This is a genomic window from Paenibacillus sp. 2KB_20 (assembly GCF_052115765.1).
Taxonomy (GTDB): domain Bacteria; phylum Bacillota; class Bacilli; order Paenibacillales; family Paenibacillaceae; genus Paenibacillus_AQ.
Map to the genome: position 1 here is coordinate 127672 of NZ_JBFRHH010000009.1, position 20879 is coordinate 148550.

General features: G+C 48.9%; 14 protein-coding genes. 13 read left to right on the forward strand and 1 reads right to left on the reverse strand.

Annotated features, from left to right (window positions below; all coding sequences use genetic code 11):
• Positions 1 to 3 precede the first annotated feature (3 nt).
• On the reverse strand, positions 4 to 696 hold the full coding sequence (locus tag AB4124_RS24035; protein ID WP_441974419.1) for a YetF domain-containing protein: 693 nt from the start codon (positions 694 to 696) through the stop codon (positions 4 to 6).
• A gap of 259 nt (positions 697 to 955) precedes the next feature.
• Here AB4124_RS24035 and AB4124_RS24040 point away from each other — a divergent pair, with 259 nt between their 5' ends.
• The 13 genes from AB4124_RS24040 (at position 956) to AB4124_RS24100 (ending at position 20614) form a co-directional block, all read left to right on the forward strand.
• Complete coding sequence (locus tag AB4124_RS24040) at positions 956 to 1102, forward strand: hypothetical protein (RefSeq protein ID WP_179090733.1); 147 nt, start codon at positions 956 to 958, stop codon at positions 1100 to 1102.
• 449 nt (positions 1103 to 1551) lie between these two features.
• Positions 1552 to 3462 (forward strand): threonine--tRNA ligase, encoded by a 1911-nt coding sequence (gene thrS / locus AB4124_RS24045; protein ID WP_441974420.1) that lies wholly within the window; start codon positions 1552 to 1554, stop codon positions 3460 to 3462.
• Between the two features lie 110 nt (positions 3463 to 3572).
• On the forward strand, positions 3573 to 4103 hold the full coding sequence (locus tag AB4124_RS24050; RefSeq protein ID WP_441974421.1) for a ClbS/DfsB family four-helix bundle protein: 531 nt from the start codon (positions 3573 to 3575) through the stop codon (positions 4101 to 4103).
• Positions 4104 to 4561: 458 nt separating this feature from the next.
• Positions 4562 to 5683: a glycoside hydrolase family 88 protein gene (locus AB4124_RS24055; RefSeq protein WP_441974422.1), complete on the forward strand. Its 1122-nt coding sequence runs from the start codon at positions 4562 to 4564 to the stop codon at positions 5681 to 5683.
• On the forward strand, positions 5673 to 7853 hold the full coding sequence (locus AB4124_RS24060; RefSeq protein ID WP_441974423.1) for an alginate lyase family protein: 2181 nt from the start codon (positions 5673 to 5675) through the stop codon (positions 7851 to 7853). The genes AB4124_RS24055 and AB4124_RS24060 overlap by 11 nt, the downstream gene beginning before the upstream one ends.
• 68 nt (positions 7854 to 7921) lie before the next feature.
• Positions 7922 to 9646 carry a sensor histidine kinase gene (locus tag AB4124_RS24065; protein WP_076326112.1) on the forward strand — a complete coding sequence of 575 codons (1725 nt, stop codon included), beginning with the start codon at positions 7922 to 7924 and terminating at the stop codon, positions 9644 to 9646.
• On the forward strand, positions 9643 to 11232 hold the full coding sequence (locus AB4124_RS24070; protein ID WP_441974424.1) for a response regulator transcription factor: 1590 nt from the start codon (positions 9643 to 9645) through the stop codon (positions 11230 to 11232). Before AB4124_RS24065 ends, AB4124_RS24070 begins: the two co-directional genes overlap by 4 nt.
• Positions 11233 to 11600: 368 nt before the next feature.
• Entirely contained in the window at positions 11601 to 12521 is a 921-nt protein-coding gene (locus AB4124_RS24075; protein ID WP_441974425.1) for a carbohydrate ABC transporter permease, read from the forward strand.
• 12 nt (positions 12522 to 12533) lie between these two features.
• Complete coding sequence (locus AB4124_RS24080) at positions 12534 to 13376, forward strand: carbohydrate ABC transporter permease (RefSeq protein WP_083659837.1); 843 nt, start codon at positions 12534 to 12536, stop codon at positions 13374 to 13376.
• A 150-nt stretch (positions 13377 to 13526) separates the two neighbouring features.
• Positions 13527 to 14909: an ABC transporter substrate-binding protein gene (locus AB4124_RS24085; protein WP_076326114.1), complete on the forward strand. Its 1383-nt coding sequence runs from the start codon at positions 13527 to 13529 to the stop codon at positions 14907 to 14909.
• A gap of 120 nt (positions 14910 to 15029) precedes the next feature.
• On the forward strand, positions 15030 to 17381 hold the full coding sequence (locus AB4124_RS24090) for a glycoside hydrolase family 95 protein (protein WP_441974426.1): 2352 nt from the start codon (positions 15030 to 15032) through the stop codon (positions 17379 to 17381).
• A gap of 76 nt (positions 17382 to 17457) precedes the next feature.
• Entirely contained in the window at positions 17458 to 18717 is a 1260-nt protein-coding gene (locus AB4124_RS24095; protein WP_441974427.1) for an alpha-L-fucosidase, read from the forward strand.
• Positions 18718 to 18754: 37 nt separating this feature from the next.
• Positions 18755 to 20614, forward strand: coding sequence for a beta-galactosidase (locus AB4124_RS24100; protein WP_441974428.1), 1860 nt, complete (start codon positions 18755 to 18757; stop codon positions 20612 to 20614).
• Positions 20615 to 20879 lie beyond the last annotated feature (265 nt).

The following is a 20879-nucleotide window of genomic DNA, read 5'->3' on the forward strand; positions in this document are numbered from 1 at the left end:
AGATCATTCCAGAACCTCCCTTTTAGAATAAACATAAAGCTTCCCGTCATCTCCATATTCCGCGTAAGCGATCTCCTCCAAGGAGTCAAAACCTTGTTCCCGGGCTTTCGATTTGATCTCGCTATGATCAATGGGTTTATCTAGCATCGATTCCTCGAGCAGCTTTCCCTTATCGATGACCGTTACCGTAAAGGTGTCCGCCTTGGCTTCCATGCCCATATCCTGGGCCGTAGGCGGCTCGTACTCGGGTTTGCGCATGACGGACAGCGATCCGTCCGTTTCCAGAATGGCGTATTTGACTTCAGTTAACGAGAAAATGCTTTGCCGTCTCAGCATGGATAACAGTTGTTTATATTCCATATCGTATTTGTTCAGTAATTTTTGGTTGAGCTTTCCGTTGTCGATCAGAAGGACCGCCCGGCCTTCCGTTAAATATCCGAACTTAACAAAGTGGGTGGTTGCCTTCTCGAAGAGGTAAGACATCGTCGTCCAGAGCGCAAGAGCGAATAACAAATGATATATGTTTACCTTATCATCGTAGAGGCTTGCCCCGACAATTTCACTCAGAATTAAGGAAGACAAGAAATCTAGCGGTGTAAGCTGGCTGATGGTTTTTCTCCCCGTAACAAAAGTGATTATCCATAACCCAAAAAAGCTGATGACCAGTTTAACCCCTAAATCCATATACATGTCCATGGGTCAGCCTCCTTGAATGGCAATATAATATGCTAAGATATTAAACGTGTTGGCTTCAAGCAGAAACAAGGGAGATTTAACGGTTTACTTCGAGGGTGGTGGTCAGACCCGGAAACCAAATTACGATACTCCATCCGCGATCACCTTAAAACCTTACTTTTTACGTTAACCCCTTGAAAGTGACGCGACGTCATCTTGTAAGATGTATTTTGTGATTTACGATCTATGTCATAAATACATACAGAGGGGGATGGACGGAATGAATAAGGGAGATGTCATTATTTACGCTTGCGTCATCATCGGGGCGGGTATTGGTTTAGCGCTGGGAAGTGCGTTTCCAGGAGTTCTGGTCGGTTTAGGTGTTGGATATCTGATTAAAATATCTATGAACAATGAAGAAAAGTGACCATGGTAGAGATGCTGACATGGGATGTATTGGGAGACTGAAAGTTCCATATTACATGGATCTGTCAGTCAGATTCTGTTTGACAATTAGAAAAAACTGACTTATAGTACTTTACTATCAGCAACCATCAAAGACATGATTCTTGAAACGACCTGCCCAGAGAGGGAAGCGATTGGTGAAAGCTTCCTCCGTGCTTGCTTCTTGAATTACCCCTTTGTAGCTGTGTTTTTGAACCCTGATCGGTCGTTTGACTATCGAGATATGGAACTAGAAAACACCGAGTCATCCCCGTTATCGGATGTCTGAATGAGGATCGAAAAGAGCACGCTGGCCGTATGAGCGAATGCAACTTTCGATCAAATTAGGGTGGAACCACGAGCTGAACGCACTCGTCCCTTAGGGATCGAGTGCTTTTTTGCGTTCAATCAAAATTTGATGGAGGGATAACAATGTTAATTGTAGTAACGCTGCCGGACGGAAGCCAAAAGGAGTATCCCGCACAAACGACGATGAGCCACATCGCGGAATCCATTCATTCAGGTCTAAAGAAACAGGCTGTTGCCGCCAAAGTGAATGGGAAACTCGTGGATTTGGATTATGAGCTGTGTCAAGATGCGGAAGTAAGTATTATAACGCTGGATTCAGAGGATGGTCTATACGTGTATCGGCACAGCGCGGCTCATCTGATGGCCCAGGCCGTTAAACGGATCTATGGCAGGAAGTCCGTCCATTTTGGGGTAGGACCGGTCATTGAGGATGGTTTTTATTACGATATGGATCTGGGGCATTCGATTACAACCGATGATTTGATTGCCATTGAGCGAGAAATGCAGAAGATCGTTAAGGAAGACCTGCCGATTATTCGCAGGGAGGTTGGTCGTCAGGAGGCCGAACGTATTTTCAAAGATGACCCGTACAAGATGGAGCTGATCCGTGAATTGCCGGAGGACGAGGTCATTTCGGTGTATGAGCAGGGGGAGTTCGTTGATTTATGCAGGGGGCCGCATCTTCCTTCAACGGGCAGAATCAAGGCATTCAAATTAATGAGTGTGGCGGGTGCTTATTGGCGGGGGAACTCGGACAATAAAATGCTGCAACGAATATACGGAACGGCGTTTCCGAAGAAGTCGCAGCTCGAGGAGCATCTATTGCTGCTGGAAGAGGCCAAGAAACGGGATCATCGGAAGCTGGGAAAAGAGCTGGGGCTCTTTATGTTCTCAGAGGAAGCGCCCGGCATGCCTTTCTTTTTGCCAAACGGGATGATCATCCGCAATGAGCTGGAGCAATTTGCAAGAGAACTTCAATTCCATAGCGATTATGATGAAGTGCGCACGCCGCTGATGATGAACAAGCGGCTGTGGGAAATGTCCGGTCATTGGGATCATTACAAAGACAATATGTATTTCACACAAGTAGACGAGACGGAGTATGCGCTGAAGCCGATGAACTGTCCAGGGCATATGTTAGTCTACAAAAATTCGCTGCATTCCTACAGAGAGCTGCCCATTCGTATTTCCGAATTTGGTCAGGTGCACCGCCATGAATTCTCAGGCGCGCTTAACGGCATGATGCGGGTGCGCACGTTTTGTCAGGATGATGCGCATATTTTTGTAAGACCTGATCAGATCCAGGAAGAAATCAAGCAGGTTATTAATTTTATCAGCCAGGTTTATCAAATTTTTGGCTTTGATTATACAATCGAGTTATCGACAAGACCTGAAGATTCTATGGGCTCTGAAGAATTGTGGGAGCAGGCGGAATCATCGCTCCAGCAGGTGCTGGATCAACTAGGGCTGCCGTACCGAATTAATGAAGGGGATGGCGCGTTTTATGGACCGAAAATCGATTTTCATATCTTGGATTCCTTAAAGCGAAGCTGGCAATGCGGCACCATCCAACTGGATTTCCAATTCCCTGAAAAATTCGATCTTTCCTATATCGGAGAAGACAACCAGAAGCATCGGCCGGTTGTTATTCACCGGGCGGTATTTGGATCCATCGAGCGATTTATCGGGATTCTTACAGAGCATTACGGTGGGGCTTTCCCGATGTGGCTCTCTCCCGTACAGGTTATGATCATACCGGTGTCAGATCACTATATCGATTACTCGTTAAAGGTGAAGAAACGTCTGGAGAATGCCGGGATTCGGGTGAATGTCGATGTAAGAAATGAAAAGCTGGGTTATAAAATCCGTGAAGCGGGTCTGTTGAAAACGCCTTACACGCTGGTTCTTGGCGAGAAGGAAATGAACTCCGATCACGTATCGGTCCGTAAACGGGGCGAGGGCGAACTTGGTGAAAGCTCAATAGATCAAGTGATTGAACGGCTTCAGAAAGAGATAGCGTCAAGGGAGCATTAATTCTTCGAACGGACTGCTCCTGTAAAGGGGCAGGATGATTTTCATCACCATACATGGCCTCAGGGCATGGTATAATTTGGATGCCCCTGTTAAGTGGGTGGAACATGTAGATGATGAAGGAGAGGGTACCGTTGCAAACGTACCAGAGCAAAGAAGCTTTAATCACTGAAATTCAAAAAACGTACAAGCTTTTTGACCAAGAATTTGATGATGTTCCAGAGGATAAAAGGAATCTGCGTATAGGCGAAGTGGACAGAACACCCCAAGAGATGATCGCCTATCAGCTCGGATGGCTAACGCTGGTGATGAGCTGGGAGAAGGATGAACTTGCGGGTAAAGAAGTTACGACGCCAACCCTTGACTATAAATGGAATCAATTGGGGGCGTTGTATCAGCAATTCTATCATACGTATGATGCACATTCTTTGGAAGAATTACGTTCGTTGTTGAAGCAGAGGATAGAAGAATGGTGTGAATGGATCAACCAACTGAGTGAAGAAGAGTTATTTCATTCGGGTGTTCGCAAGTGGACGGTAACCAGTGCCAACTGGCCGATGTGGAAATGGCTGCATATCAATTCCGTCGCACCGTTCAAAAGCTTCAGAACCAAAATCAGAAAGTGGAAGAAGTACGACGGCTAGACTATATCGCTCGGCAGACATGAGAGGTCGTCCCATTTAGATCTAGTTGCTTGACGTACGGCTCTCATAAACAGAAAGTGTGTCAAATAAAGCTATGGCGGTGTTCAGGATGTTATTCCCACACCGCTATAGTTTCTGTTTGATCAGATAGAGTTGGTCCATGGTATATTGAATGTACAAAAGAAACCGTTCCTTTCGTAAATGGTTTGGGTAGCACCTCCATTTTACCAAAGAACGGTTTCTCTGCGTCTAAAAAAGTAAGCAATCTGCACGGCGTAGCGGAGAGGACGAATCGATTCCGGACAAGCGTCAGCGCTCGCCTTTGCCCCCACATTTCGTCCTTAGAGATCCGAAAGTCAAAATATTGCACATCAAGGCAAAAATCGGCTCTACAAGAACGGGGTGACTCTCCTTATCATGAATCGTAATCATGATCGATTTGAAGGGAGCAAGAGGTTATGTGGAGCAGTGCGATTAAAGACGCCGTAGAGAAAATCCGGAAGAACATGGATACCTACGGGACAAGATTTCCCCACGTCAGCAGGGACGGAGCTTATTTGTTGAATGACAATGACGACTGGACGAACGGCTTCTGGAGCGGCCTTCTCTGGCTATGTTATGAATACACAGGTGACGAGGCCTTCAGATTGGGGGCGGTGCGAACCGTAGAAGATTTCCGCCAACGCTTTGCGGATAAGCGGGTGCTGGATCATCACGATATCGGATTTCTGTATTCCTTGTCCTCCAAAGCGGAATGGATCGTTGATAAGAACGAGAGTGCCCGCGAGTTGACGCTTCAGGCTGCGGACTTGCTGCTGAAACGCTGGCGTCCAGGCGGAGGATATATTCAGGCCTGGGGTCCTGAAGGGGATGAACATGAGGGTGGCCGCATCATTATCGATTGTTTGATGAATCTGCCGCTCCTGTTCTGGGCTGAACTGCAAACCGGAAAGTCCCAATATCGAGAAATTGCAATCATGCAGGCGGAGAAGACAAGGCGTTATCTGGTGCGGGGAGATGACAGTTCATACCACACCTTCTTCTTTGATCAGCATACCGGGGAGCCGATCGGAGGTGCTACGCATCAAGGCTATACAAACGGGTCGACATGGACGCGGGGACAAGCCTGGGGGGTATACGGCTTCGCATTGGCTTACCATTATACAGGAGATCATGTATACCTCGAGACTTCTAAACGAATGGCGAGATATTTCCTGAAACACTTACCGGAGGATCATGTCGCCCTTTGGGACTTTAATGCTCCCGTAACCGCCGAGACTTATCGTGACAGCTCGGCTTCCGCTATTGTGGCAGCAGGCTTGCTGGAACTGATTGGACATTTGGAGGAGGAGGATCCCGATAGAGCCGACTTTGAACAAGGTCTGAAGGATTCCATGACCTCGTTGGTACGATATTACTCCACGATCGGCCAAGAGGCAGAGGGCCTGCTGCAGCATGGCTCTTATCATGTGCGCGGCGGATTGTCCCCGGATGATTTCATGATCTGGGGGGATTATTTTTACCTGGAAGCTTTGATTCGTATGGAGACCGGCAGCAAGGGGTATTGGTATGAACGCTGATGCTACGGAAGCTTCGGTGGATGCCGTTTTAGCGGTTTTGAATCTGGAGGATCCCGCCATACGTCCGATGCTAGATGCGATGCAAGATGCAGACGACCAAGGTCAACGGCACGATATAATGAGTAAGCTGCACAAGTACTTCTCTTGTCGGAGGACACCCGGATGGTGGACGAGCAGTGAGGATAAGCAAAGAATTACGGAATATGTGAAGCAATACTGTGCAGATGACCTGGAAACCGTGATGAAGACAGCGGATGAGGTGGTGCGGCAGACGTTCCTGTTCCGCTTTCCATGGGATATGGAACGGAGTGTAGTGCCGGTCACATTTGACGGTGATATTGACTGGTGCCATATTCCCGATCAAGACGTGGAGTGGGCTTATATGCTGAATCGGCACCGTTATTGGGTTGCGCTAGGACAAGCGTATGCGATGACAGGCAATGAAAAGTATGCGGAGGTGCTTGGCCGCCAGCTTGAAGACTGGATAGATCGGAATCCTATCCCCCAAGAACCTACGACGGATACGTTGACATGGCGCCCGATCGAAGCGGGCCTGCGCAGCGCGAACTGGATCAAGGCACTTCGATACATGATCGACAGTCCATCCCTGACTCCGACGCTGCTCGGTAAAGCGCTGATTTCGCTTCACGAGCACGGGGAGTATCTGGCTGCTTCCTTCACCAGCTGGAAGCATATCAGCAACTGGGGTGTCCTGGAGACTTGCGGTTTATACCATATTGCACTGTTCTTCCCCGAGTTTAGCAAGTCGGCAGGGTGGCGGGAAATGGGGGAAGAGAGACTGAAGGAGACAGCTAGACTTCAGATCATGGCGGATGGCATTCACTGGGAGCAATCGCCAACGTACCATCATGAGGTGCTGGCTTGTTATCTTGACTGCGTTCACCTCGCCAATCTCAACGGGTTGGAGCTTGACGGTCCATTTCGGCGTACGGTCCGCGAGATGGCCGGAGCCTCCCTGTACTGGGCGAAGCCGAATCACAGGCAGCCGATGCTGGGAGACAGCGACGACAGCGATATCCGTTCCATTCTGACCTATGCCGCGTGGTTATTTGGGGATTCCGTTCTGCGCTTTGGCGGCAATGCTCGGCCGGATTATGATAATGCCTGGTTGTTCGGCATAGAGGGAATCCGGGATTACAAAGCGATGGTTCCCGCGGAGCCGCCATGCCGGAGCAGAGCTTTTACCCATTCCGGTCATTATACGATGCGAACGGACTGGGACGAAGAAGCGCTGTACCTTTATTTTCACTGCGGTCCGCTCGGGGGAGGCCATGGGCACGCCGATATGCTGCATATTGATCTCCATGCCTACGGCCGTGATCTGCTCACCGATCTTGGGAGGTACAACTATAGCGATCATACACCGCTGAGAAAAGCATTAAAGGAGAGCTCGGCCCATAACACAACTGTCGTTGACGGAATCGGGTTTACCGGGGTCAAGGACACCTGGTCTTACGATCGGATTGCCAGGCCTCTGGGCTGCAGATGGATTAGCAGGCCGGAGTTTGACTATGTCGAGGGGGCGCATGACGGCTATCTCTATGGGAATGAGCCGTTGTATCCGCGCAGAAGGATCATCTTTATCAAGCCACACTATTGGCTGCTGATCGACAGCTTGGTGTGCCTTGAGCAGCATACCTTTACTCAGCATTTTCATTTTCCACACCCTCCAGGAGAAGTCTTGATGGAAGCGGAATCATTGATTTGCCGTACAAACACCCTTGGGGAAGCGAATCTATCCATCATCCCCGTAACCACAGACGGCATGCGTGCGGAAGTGGGCGAGGGCGTGATCTCTCGTGAATATAACCTGCTGGAACCTAATGCGAATGCGGCCTACTCCCGGACTGGGAAAGGTTTGATCAGCATCATGCAGGTGCTCTATCCTCATCGTCCAGGCGAAACAGCCGCTCCGCGAGTCCGTAAGGTACCTGTATATCGTCATACGGGTGAGCAGGTTCATGACGGGCAAGCTGAGGCATGCGGGGTTCAGCTCCCGGGAATGGAAGAGGAGTTTATTCTCGTTGTTAGTCACCGTGCGCCGTCCGGTCATTATGATTCTTATGTGGTGGAGGGCATGCAGATCTTCGGAGAGGTTGTGCTGATGACCCTCCAAGGCAGAAATAAGCAAGTAACCGTAATCATTTAATGAATGCTTCCGGCACTGAGGACTGATAGAATAAAGAGGACAATAGCATAAGAGAGGCGCAGAGAAAAATGTTCAAATTCACCTACTACAAACGCATCCAGCTGTCGTTTCTTTTGCTGATCTTTATTCCGCTGATTGCGGTTTCTATCATTTCGTTTGTTCTGATCCGGGATACGATGGTAGAGAAGCTGCAGCTCAGCAACGAGAATTTCCTGAACGTCATGACGGATGAGCTGAGCAAGACAATTGACGATGTAACGTTTGCTTCCCATTTTATCGTGAACGATACAAATGTTCGCAATATCCTGAAGTCATTTGCAGACACAAAACGGCTGGCTACTTATCAGGATTATGTGCATTTTAGACAAATTCAGGATGTGTTTTCCCTGATCAACTCCAAGCCGCTGAATAATAACGTCCGCATGTACTTGGTCAACCGTCAGCATTTCGTCATCTCTTCCGGCACGGAGGATTTGACCGCCATTAACGGAAGTGTCGACAAGCTGATGCAGCGCGTCGATCTCAATAAACCGGAAAGCCTGCAATGGCTTGGGATGGCGGGCGGCGACTCGGCAGGGAAGGGGAAAAGTTACTATATCGCCAGGGTCATTTATGACAGCCGCGAGAAGAGGCAAGTGTCTGTATTGCTCAGCGCCATTTCCGATACTTACTTCAACAGGCTGCTTGGTACGGTCGACTTTGGCAAGGTGGCGCTCTTTGATACAACAGGGGAATTCATCGCAGGCGACTCGGGGCTAATCCCGAATCATACGGAGACTAAGGGCAGTGTCCGAACGGACAGGACCATTTTGAAATCGAACTGGAAGCTGGCCTATGAGGCTTCGGAGAAAGAGTGGTCGGGGCAAATCTCCCGGACTTTTTATACCGGTCTAGCCGGGGTCATTCTGCTGTTTCTCGTTTTCTCCGGGATGTCCATCCTGATCGCCAAAAGGCTGCACAGTCCGATTCTCAAGCTGCAGCGGGTTGTACGCCAGTTCGGAATGGGAAACCTGGATGTCAGACTGGAGGTCAAGGGCAAGGATGATATCGCCGAATTGGGGCAGACGCTGAATACGATGCTGGATCAATTACAGCGGCTGATTCACGATATCGAACAGGAGCAGGAACAGAAGCGGGTGATGGAGCTCGAAGCCTTGTTTATGCAAATTCGCCCTCATTTTTTGATTAACACGCTGAATTCGATCAAGTGCAGTCTGATCTTGACGAAAGATACACTTCATAGTGGAATTATTGATTCCTTGATGAGTTTGCTTCGAGCTTATCTCAAGGTCAATGAGCCGGCCACTTTACGCGAGGAATGCAAGCTGCTGGGCCATTATATTGACATTATGAAGATCCGCAATGAAATCCCGCTTCATTTAGAGGTCGATCTGGATCCGGAAACCGAGGGGCTCATTTTGCCGAAACTTATTTTGCAGCCTGTCGTTGAGAATGCCATCGTCCACGGGCTTGTCGATCATCAGACTCCACGCATTGAGATCCGTTCCCGAAGCAATCCGGACGGAGTCCGAATTGAGATTACAGACAATGGCTTCGGGGCAGATGAAGATATGCTCCAATGTCTGAACCGTAGGCTGGGAAAACCAAGCGGCGAGCAGGATGGAGCTTATGAGAGAGTGGGTCTAATGAACATCGTCCAAAGACTCCGATTGACCTTCGGACCGGAAGCGAGTTTGACACTCGCCAACCTTCCGCAGGGTGGAATGTCAGTTTCACTGTATTTGCCCCAAAGTCATCATCATGGTTTTTTACCGGAGGGAGAGGAAGAATGATGTATAGAGTAATGCTCATAGACGATGATGTTCCTATGCTCAAGGTACTGCAACAGATGATTGACTGGGAGGCAAACAATCTGCAGATAGCCGGCAGTACGTATTCCAGCGCGAAAGCGCTGCATATGTTTGAGGAATTACGTCCGGATATTGTCATTACGGATATCGGACTGCCGCAAAAAAACGGCATTGAGTTGGCAGACCATTTTATTCGCGTGAAGCCGGAGGTTCGGATTATCTTCCTGACCTGTCATGAGGATTTTCATTACGCCCAGCAAGCCGTAAAGCTGCAAGCGGATGATTATTTGATCAAGGATCAGCTTACGGCTGATCAGTTGGAGCAGAGTCTTGGCAAATCCATGCACTTGTTAAAGACGCGGGCCGGTCTGATTAATCGCGAGGCGGCGAGTTACAACAGCCAGCTCTTTCGGCAGGATTTGCTGCAAAGGGTAATCAATGGCTCGCCGTCCGAAGCCACTTTGGCTTATGCGGCACAGATCGGCATCTCTTGGACGTATCCGTGGTTTATGCTGGGACTGGTCAGCATTCAACTGTCCAGCTTTGACAAGCGTTTCAGACAAACGGAATTTCCACTGATTTTATACGCTGTCTACAATATCGCGACGGAATTGTCCGAATCGTATGAAGGAATTACGCCGTTCATGGAGCAGGGAAACATTGTGATTCTTCATAACTTTAGGGTGAATCTCGCACAAAATGCCAGCTTGAATCTTCATAATTATTTGCAGCGGCTGTGTTACCAGTGCGTTCACTTTCTGAAAATTCAACCAAACGTTATCACGGTCACGGACAAAATGGAATTAAGCTCGATTGGTTCTATCTATCAGGAAATTCTCCATGGCAAGTGCGAGTTTTACGCAAATACCGACTATACGATATCCGAAATTTCGCAAATAAGGTCGCGTTGGTTTCAAGCTGCGCCACAGGGGTTTCTTGACAGCTATGTTTCAGAGCTCGAACGGATGCTCATCAAGCAGGATCTCGACGGAATACGCGCTGCGCTTCAAAAGATCGCCGGGACCGCCAAAGAGCTGTCGATTGATCCGAATGACTTTGCCAGGGACCTTTCCTCCATGCTTCGCGGTGTCGAGCTGATGTTCTCCAGTCTGAAATTCGATGAGGATCTGTTTGCCTATCTTGCTTTAGCTCGCACCTTGGAGGATATGATGGAACTGGTGGAGAGAAAGCTGATCCAGATTATCGGAACCCGGCAAACGGGAGTAGGAAGCTCCCCGAATGAGCCGAAGCTGCAGGTAATCCAGCAATATATCGATCAGCATCTTGACGATAACATCACGTCGATCGATATGGCACGCTATCTGTTCTTGAATCCGAGCTATTTTTCGCGATATTTCAAACGGATGACGGGGTTGACCTTCACGGATTACGTGCATCAGTACAAAATGAAGATGGCTACCAAAATGCTCAGAATGTCTGGACAAAATCTGGAGTCTCTTGCTATGGGATTAGGTTATTCGGATCGGACGTATTTTTCAAAAGTGTTTAAAAAATACGTGGGGACCACGCCGAGCGAATATAAAGCGAAGTACACCGCGCGAAAATAAGTGGACCGCTACAGTTCAATTCACATTTACAGCAGCAAGCCGCCTGGCAAGGGCGGCTTTTTAAGATTTAAGAATGTATAAGTTTTCAGCGAAGCGTTAGCAATAATGTATTCGCATTTATATGTTTTGGGGTCCCCGCAAAGTATTTGGAATAAGCATCGAAGCATAGGCGCCACTTTGTGGGGCTTTTTGTTTTGGGGTCCCCGCAAAGTATCTGGAATAAGCATCGGAGCATCGGAGCATAGGCTCCACTTTGTGGGGTTTTTTTAGGTCAAAATCTTGCACATGGCTGGTCATAATCCCTCCTTCTTGCCGATGGCGGATGTATTACTATAATGACAACTTACAAATTGTTGAGGTGATGCTACATGGAGGCTGTACAACAACCTGTGTCCAAGAGCCGGCGGAAGTTTTGGACTCCCAAGCGGAAAGAGGCTTTGATCGGGTGGCTCTTTCTGGCCCCGGAAATCGTCGGAATGCTGCTATTAAACGTATTTGCCCTTGGATTTTCTTTGTATTTGAGCTTATCCGATTGGGATATGCTGTCGGGTGTCCAGGGTATCGAATTTACCGGACTGGATAATTTCATCAAGATGTTCCATGATCCAACCATTATTCAAGCGATAAAGAACAACTTGATCTATATGGTTCTTACGGTGCCGATCCCGATTGCGATCGCCTTGGTGCTTTCGGTATTGATTCACAACAGCGTGTTCTTCAAGAGTTATTTTAAAGTCGCGTTCTTTATTCCTTATATCTCTTCGATCATCGCAGTTGCTGCGGTGTGGAGCGCATTATTCCACCCATCGCTGGGTCCGATCAACCAGTTTCTGATGGACATCGGGATCAGCAGTCCGCCGAAATGGCTGGTCGATCCGAAAACGTCGCTCTTGGCGATTTCGATTATCAGTTCCTGGGCGGGCCTGGGTTACACGATCATAATCTACATGGCTGGGCTCACGAACATTTCGAATGAAATTTACGAAGCGGCGGATATTGACGGTGCCAGTTCGATCAAAAAGTTTTTTGCGATCACGGTTCCGATGCTCCGCCCGACGACCTTCTTCCTGTTGATTACGATGTTGATTGGCTCGTTTAAAGTGTTTGACATCATTGCCTTTTTAACGGAAGGCGGCCCGAACAATTCTTCTACCGTGCTTGTATTCCGCATCTATGAGGAAGGCTTTAAATACTACAATATGGGATACGCTTCGGCCATTTCCTGGTTGCTGTTCGCGATTATCGGTCTGATTACCGCGCTTACCTGGAAAATGAGAAATGAAGAATAAGGAGGGAGAGGAATGTACATGCAGTTGCTTCGAAAAAACGTGTCCAAAGTGATAATCACCCTTATCATGGGGGCATTGTCCATCGTGTTTCTCGTTCCGCTTATCTGGATGATTTCCGCGGCTTTTAAATATGAGAAGGATGTTATGCGATTTCCGATTCAATGGATACCGGAAAAGGTGAATCTGGCGTACAATTTCAAGATGGTCTGGATGGGAAGAGTTCCCTTCTATGATTTCTACTTTAATTCTTTTAAAATAGCGATTATTACGACTTTAATCACACTGATTATCTCATCCATGGCAGCCTATGCGCTGACGAAGATTCGCTTTAAAGGACGGAACCTCGTCTTTATGGCCTTGCTCTCGTTCATGATCATTCCGGATCAGGCGACGCTGATTCCTCGATTTTTGCTGATTCGCTGGTTTGGCCTCTACAATACGCATGCAGCCATCATCTTCATGAGCATGTTCTCGATCTACTTCACATTCCTGCTGCGTCAGTTTATGATCGGGATCAGTGATGAATACTTGGAAGCGGCCAGAATTGACGGAGCGGGTCATCTGCGGACATTTGCTTCCATTATGGTTCCGCTGTGCAAACCTGTGCTTGCTACGGTAGCGATTATTAAATTCATTTGGACCTGGAACGATTACCAGAATCCGCTCATCTTCTTGCTGGACAAGGACTTATACACGATTCCGCTGGGGATGACGCTGTTCCGTGATGACTATACCAACAACTACGCCATTATGATGATGGCGTCCGTATCAGCGATTATTCCGCTGGTCATTGTGTTCATCGCATTGCAAAAGCAGGTTATAAACGGCATTGCTTTGGGCGGGGTAAAAGGTTGATACGAAGTCTAATGTCAAAAATCAGAAGTTCGGAAAGTCAAAAATGTAATCCTAGAACCTCAAAATTGTGCACTTGATCCGCCATGCTGGTGCCTATAATGAACATGAAAACAGCACCACAACTAATTTATCTGTGCAGGGGGAAGTAAGATGAAGAAAAAAAGTAAACACAGATTATCCGTCATTCTTAGCACGATCCTGGCGAGCACCCTGGTCTTAAGCGGCTGCGGGAATTCCGGGTCTGAAAGCGGTGCCAGCAAGGACGGTGGAAGCGGTCAGACGGACAAGCAGGTTACCGTCAAGTATTACAACTGGGATAACGAAGCTCAACAGGCGGGTACGGACGCCATGCTCCAGGAATTTATGGATCAGAATCCGAATATCAAGGTCGAACATGTGGTTCTGGTCCCAGGTGATTCCGTGGAAATGTTGAAAAAGCTTGATTTCCTGATCTCATCCGGTGAAGCGATCGATGTTATTCAATTCCCAAGCTTAGGCGGAGTTCTCGAACGCGCCTCACGTGGAGCACTTGCTCCCCTGAACGAGTTCTATGAGCAGGAAAGTCTCGTTCCGGAAGACGAATACTTTGTCAATGCCAAGTTAGAAGACAAGTATTATGGCATGCAGTACACCAAGAGCATGAACTATGTGATGCTCAATAAGGATGCCCTGGATGAAGCAGGACTTGAAGTTCCGAAATTCGGCTGGACTTGGGATGATTACCGCGACTATTCCAAGAAGCTGACCAAGGGCGAAGGCGTAGACAAGCGTTACGGGTCTTACTTCCATACATGGGAGCTTTATATGAACGCTCCGGCGCAAACCATGATGAAAGATCCGTTCGTATATGAGGACGGAACTACCATTCTGGCCGATCCGACTTACAAGTATTTCTTCCAGCTCCGCAAAGATATGGAGGAGACGGACAAGTCGGCCAAACCTTACAGTGACGTACTTGCCGCGAAGCTGAACTACCGTACTGAATTTTTTAATGAAGAAGCTGCTATGATTCTTACAGGCAACTTCACGATAGCGGACCCAGGCAATACCGAGCAATATCCACATGATTTCAAAACAGCTTTCGCTCCTGTACCTGTGCCTCCTGCGGGAATGGAACCTAAAGAGTATGAAGGAAAATACTTCACCAGCGGCAGCATGCTTGCGCTGGGTGCCAATTCAACCAACAAGGAAGCATCCTTCAAGCTTATGAAATTTATGACAACAGCCGATTCGGACAACAGACTTGAGTTCTCTGGCTACAAGAAAGCGAATAACGAAGAATTGTTGACAAAGCTGGTTGCCGGTAAAGAGGATAAGTACGATATGGATTCGCTGAAATATACGCTGTTTAGCGATGAAATCCAGTATCTTGATGCAGCTAAAGTCATGATGACGGATACTTCGGAATTGACCAAGATCATTGATGACGGCTTTGCGAAGTTCATGCTCAGCAACGAGCCGATTGATGAGGTTCAACAATGGATGGTCGATGAAGCTACAAAAATCATTAACGAAAAAGGCGTTGTTAAGTAATCGGGCCGGATGGAATCCTAAAGGTTGATGCTTAGCTATTGATTGGAAGGGCTGTCCTCAGTAATCATACATCTGAGACAGCCCTTATTCTATTGTGATACTCAAAATAGGAGCAGAGCGATGATCAACGAAACTAGAAAGCTTGTAGAACGACGGCCTGCAAAGGTCTGGACGGAGGCATTTCCCGTCGGCAACGGGAGACTCGGAGCCATGGTATTTGGCGGTGTGTCCACCGAGCGGATTGGTTTGAATGAAGATTCGGTATGGTATGGCGGACCGAAGCAGCACGACAATCCAGAGGCGATACAAAAGCTGGATGATATTAGATCTCTTCTTCGCTGTGGGGAGCTGCGAGAGGCGGAGCAGTTGGCGCTTACACATTTTACGAATGCTCCGCAATACTTTGGACCTTACCAGCCGCTCGGAGATCTGCTGCTTCAGTTCAAGTCCGACACATCCGAAGTTAATCAATACAGGCGGGAGCTGAATCTGAGGACGGGCGTTGCTTCCGTATCCTGGGAAGAGAACGGCATTTTCTATGACAGGAAAGTCTTTGCAAGTGCTGTTCATCAAGTCCTTGTCGTTCGTATTTCTGCATCGGAACCTGCAGCTATTCATTTATCAGCCCGGTTAAGCAGGCGACCCTTCGATGGAAACATAAAGCGAGAAAATGAACGTACATTGGCGATGGAGGGCATATGTGGGCCGGATGGTGTTAAATACGCGGCAGTACTTCATGCCTATACGATTGGCGGCAAGTGTCAAACGGTTGGCAATTACCTCGATATCCAGTCTGCCGATGCCGTTACCTTGCTGTTCGCCGCTCAAACATCGTTCCGCTGTGATGACCCGTACCGGGAGGCACTGCAACAAGCGGGATCCGCTGCATTGCTTCCATATGGCTCATTGCTGGATGAGCATATTGCTGATCACTGCGCTTTATTCGAGCGAGTAAGTCTGGAAATCGAAGCGTCTGATACATTGATAACTCCGATAACGGAAGATGGCGCTTCAGAGGCAGAAGATGCACTTGTTGATAGGTCTACTTCGGAGAGACTACAGCTTTATCGGCAAGGGGTTAATGATCCTGGGCTTGAGGCGTTGTTCTATCAATATGGTCGTTATTTACTGATGGCAAGCTCGAGACCGGGGAGTTTACCTGCCAATTTGCAGGGAATCTGGAATGAAAGTTTCACGCCACCCTGGGAGAGTGATTATCATCTGAACATTAATTTGCAGATGAACTATTGGATTGCCGAGACAGGCAATTTGCCGGAATGTCACGAGCCATTGTTCGATTTTATCGATCGGTTGGTCATAAACGGGCGGAAGACCGCGGCATCTCTGTATGGGGCGAGAGGGTTTACGGCGCACACATCATCGAATCTGTGGGCAGAGAGCGGCTTGTTTGGAGCATGGACACCTGCCATTTTCTGGCCGATGGGCGGGGCGTGGCTGGCCCTGCATTTATGGGAGCATTACCGCTATAATCTGTCAGAGTCATTCCTGCGAGAACGAGCTTATCCAGTACTGAAGGAGGCTTCCTTGTTCTTTCTTGATTTTCTTGTTTTTGATGAGAAAGGCTGTCTGGTTACTTCGCCCTCGCTCTCACCGGAGAACAGCTATATTAACGAGAAAGGACAGATGGGTTCCTTATGCTCCGGCCCTTCGATGGACTCACAAATTATATATGCATTATTTACCGCTTGTATTGAAGCAGCGGAGATTCTGGGGATGGATGAGGAATGGAGTAGACAATGGAGCGGTACGCGGGCAAAGCTTCCTCAGCCCCAAATCGGCCGATATGGACAGGTCATGGAATGGGCTGTCGATTATGAAGAGTTTGAGCCAGGCCATCGCCATATCTCACATTTATTCGCTCTGCATCCGGGAGAACAGATTATCCCTCATCGAATGCCCGAGCTAGGAGAAGCTGCCAGGGCAACGTTGGAACGGCGCCTGAAGTATGGCGGAGGACATACCGGTTGGAGCCAAGCGTGGATTACGAATTTCTGGTCTCGACTTGGCGAGGGAGAGAAGGCACATGACAGCCTACGCGAGCTGCTGGCCAAGGCAGTACATCCGAATTTGTTCGGTGACCATCCCCCTTTTCAAATTGATGCCAATTTCGGTGGAGCAGCCGCGATCCAGGAGATGTTGCTGCAATCCCATGGAGGCGAAATTCGCTTGCTTCCCGCTCTGCCGTCCTCATGGTCAAGTGGTTCGGTGAGGGGACTTCGTGCTAGAGGGGGTTATACAGTGAATATCAGCTGGAAAGAAGGCAAGCTTGAAGCGGCTGAGATTTATTCTGAGAATTTCCGGAATTGTGTTTTATTTAGCGGGCACCAGCTTGTAATACTTGATTCCACGCATGTTCCTGTACCTATAACATGCCTAAGCTCAGGCTCGGGTTATCAATATACGTTTGCGGCAGAGGGGGAAGAGACCTATCAGATTGTATTAAAAAGATAATGAACCGTGTCATTCACTGTGTAGTTGGAATCAAGTTTCATATGTCGCATAACTCATGTGAGGGAGTGAAAAAGAGATGAATGAAGATTTGAAGGAGCAATCGGATTATCTTGCGGTTTTGCCGACTCCAGAGCAGCTAGTCTGGCAGGACATGGAGCTCGGGATGTTCTGCCATTTTGGAATCAATACTTTTTGTGATCAGGAGTGGGGGGAAGGCAGGGATGATCCATCTTTGTTTAATCCGGACCGCCTGGATGCCAAGCAATGGGTTCGGTCCGCGAAGCAAGCCGGATTCCGTTATTTCATATTGACGGCCAAGCACCATGACGGCTTTTGCCTGTGGCCAACGGCGACAACGGATTACTCCGTAGCCTCGAGCCCGTGGAAGGATGGGCGGGGCGATGTCGTAAAAGAATGTGCGGATGCTTGCCGGGAAGAGGGGATCGGCTTCGGTATTTATGTATCCCCTTGGGACAGGCACGAGCCGTGTTATGCCGACCCGCAAAAGTATGATGACTTTTATTGCAGACAATTGGAGGAGCTCTTAACCGGCTATGGTCCGCTTGTGGAAATCTGGTTTGACGGCGCGGGGTCGGAAGGCCGAGAATATGACTGGCCTCGAATCATGGATCTCGTGAAAAAGTATCAGCCCAGCGCGATGGTGTTTAATATGGGCGCGCCCACGATCCGTTGGGTCGGCAATGAGGATGGCGTCGCTCCGTATCCTTGCTGGAATACGGCCGATTCTTCGCGAGGCAGCATGTTCAGCGAAGAATCGCTGAAGTGGCTGCCGGAGACGCCGGGCTGGGTGCCCGCGGAATGTGATGTCCCCATCCGAAAAGACCGCTGGTTCTGGCATCCTGACGAAGAACACTTGCTGTTGTCTGTTGGTCAACTAATGGAAATCTATTATCGGTCGGTAGGACATGGGGCAACCTTGCTGCTCAATGTCGCTCCAGACCATCGGGGGCTGCTTCCGGAAGCCGATGTAAAGCGGCTTCTGGCATTTGGCAGAGAGATCGAGCGTCGGTTTGGTCATGCCCTGGCTGAAACCTCGGGATCGGGCGAGGTCGTTGAAATGACCCTTTCCCGAGTATGCGTGATCGATCATGCCGTTGTCATGGAGGAGATCGTTTACGGAGAACGTGTAAGTCAATATGTGCTGGAAGCGTTCATCGATGGAGAGTGGCTTGAGCTTACGCGCGGCAGCGCGATCGGTCACAAGAAAATCGATGCGTTCTCGCCAGTATCTACGGACAAGGTGCGTTTACGTATACTGAAATCGGCCGCAAGTCCGAAAATCAAAAAAATGGCGGTTTATCGCTGCGGGCAATAAACGTTGGATTTTATCAAGAAGTGTGGAGGGATCTGTAATGGGAATGCTCACTTGGAAGAACGGGCAATACTTGTTGAACGGGCAGCCGTACCGGATCATATCGGGAGCGATTCACTATTTCCGTGTGGTTCCTGGATATTGGGAGGACAGGCTATTAAAATTAAAGGCCTGCGGCTTCAATACCGTTGAAACTTATATCGCATGGAATGTACATGAACCCAAAGAAGGGGAATTTAACTTTAGCGGCATGGCCGACGTCGTATCGTTTATCGAATTAGCCGGGAGATTGGGCTTGCGCGTCATTGTCAGACCCAGCCCGTTCATCTGTGCGGAATGGGAATTTGGAGGTTTGCCAGGCTGGCTGCTTGGTTATGGAGAAGTCCGGCTTCGTTGCAGTGATCCGCTCTATTTAAGCAAGGTGGATCATTATTACGATGAGTTGATCCCAAGACTGGTTCCGCTGCTGTCCACACATGGAGGGCCGATTCTGGCCGTTCAGGTCGAAAATGAATACGGCAGTTACGGCAACGATCACGCTTATCTGGAATATTTGCGCGCAGGACTGGTGCGGCGTGGCGTGGATGTGCTTCTCTTTACTTCCGACGGGCCAACCGACGAGATGCTGCTAGGCGGGTCACTTGAAGATGTGCACGCGACTGTGAATTTCGGTTCCAGGGTAGAAGAATCCTTCCGCAAATACCGGGAATATCGTACGGAAGAGCCGCTGATGGTCATGGAATTCTGGAACGGCTGGTTTGATCACTGGATGGAGGACCATCATGTGCGGGATGCGGCCGATGTTGCCGGCGTACTGGATGAAATGCTGGAGAAAGGCTCCTCGATTAATATGTATATGTTCCATGGTGGAACCAATTTCAGCTTTTACAGTGGAGCGAATCACATCCAGACCTATGAGCCAACAACGACAAGCTACGATTATGATGCCCCTTTGACGGAATGGGGGGATAAGACGGAGAAATATGAGGCGGTCCGGTTGGTGCTCAACAAGCATGGTTTTGCGCCGGGTTGTGTGTTCCCGAAGCCCGTTCCTAAGGCAGCCTACGGAAAGGTGGCTTTATCTGAAAAGGCCGGTCTATTTACGGAAGCCAATCTACAGCATCTCTCAGAACCGATACAAAGCGTATGCATCCAGCCGATGGAAAAATTCGGACAATCCTATGGTTTTATATTGTACAGCACATTTCTTCAGGGACCGCGGCAAGGACAGCAGCTGCATATTCAGGAGGTCCGAGATCGCGCCCAGGTATTTCTGGACGGTCGGCCGCTTGGCGTGATCGAACGTTGGAATTCAGAGCCGCTCGATATTACCGTTCCCGCAAACGGAGCAAGGCTGGATATTCTCGTCGAGAACATGGGCCGGATCAATTATGGGCCGCTTATCCGCGATCCTAAGGGAATCACGGAAGGTGTGAGAATCGATAACCAGTTCCTGTATGATTGGACGATCCGGACCCTGCCGCTGGAGTCCGAAACGCTGTCATCACTCTCTTATAAACCGGTTACCGATGATGGGCAGACGGAGCAAGAAGAGCTGTCCACACCGGAATCGGAAAACGCAGACCTGCCCGGATTTTACCGCGGACATTTTCAGGTGGAGGACATCGGGGATACGTTTCTTCGCTTTGATGGCTGGACTAAAGGTGTCGCCTGGATCAATGGCTTCAATCTGGGCCGGTACTGGAAGGCGGGGCCGCAGAGGGCGTTATATATTCCCGGCCCTTTATTGCGTAAAGGGGAAAACGAACTGGTTCTGTTTGAACTGCATGGCCGTCCCGCATCTTGCGAAGTCGAACTGTCAGATCGACCGGACCTCGGACAGACCGCTGCTGTGGACGAAGCTGTGCTCAATTTCGTACAGGACGGAGAAGACAAATAGTCCATACAGGCACGGATATTGTACAGTTCGTCGAGTTCAACAAGGGGCAGTCCCAAAAGCAGATGTAGTTGCTTGACGTACGGCTCCCATAAACAGGAAGTGTGTCAAATAAAGCCATAGCGGTGCTCAGGATGTTATTCCCACACCGCTATGGCTTCTGTTTTGATCATTGGCCGCCATCTGCACGGCGTAGCGGAGAGGACGAATCGATTCCGGACAAGCAACAGCGATGGTAGGAATGATTCGTACATGGAGCGTCTTCTAA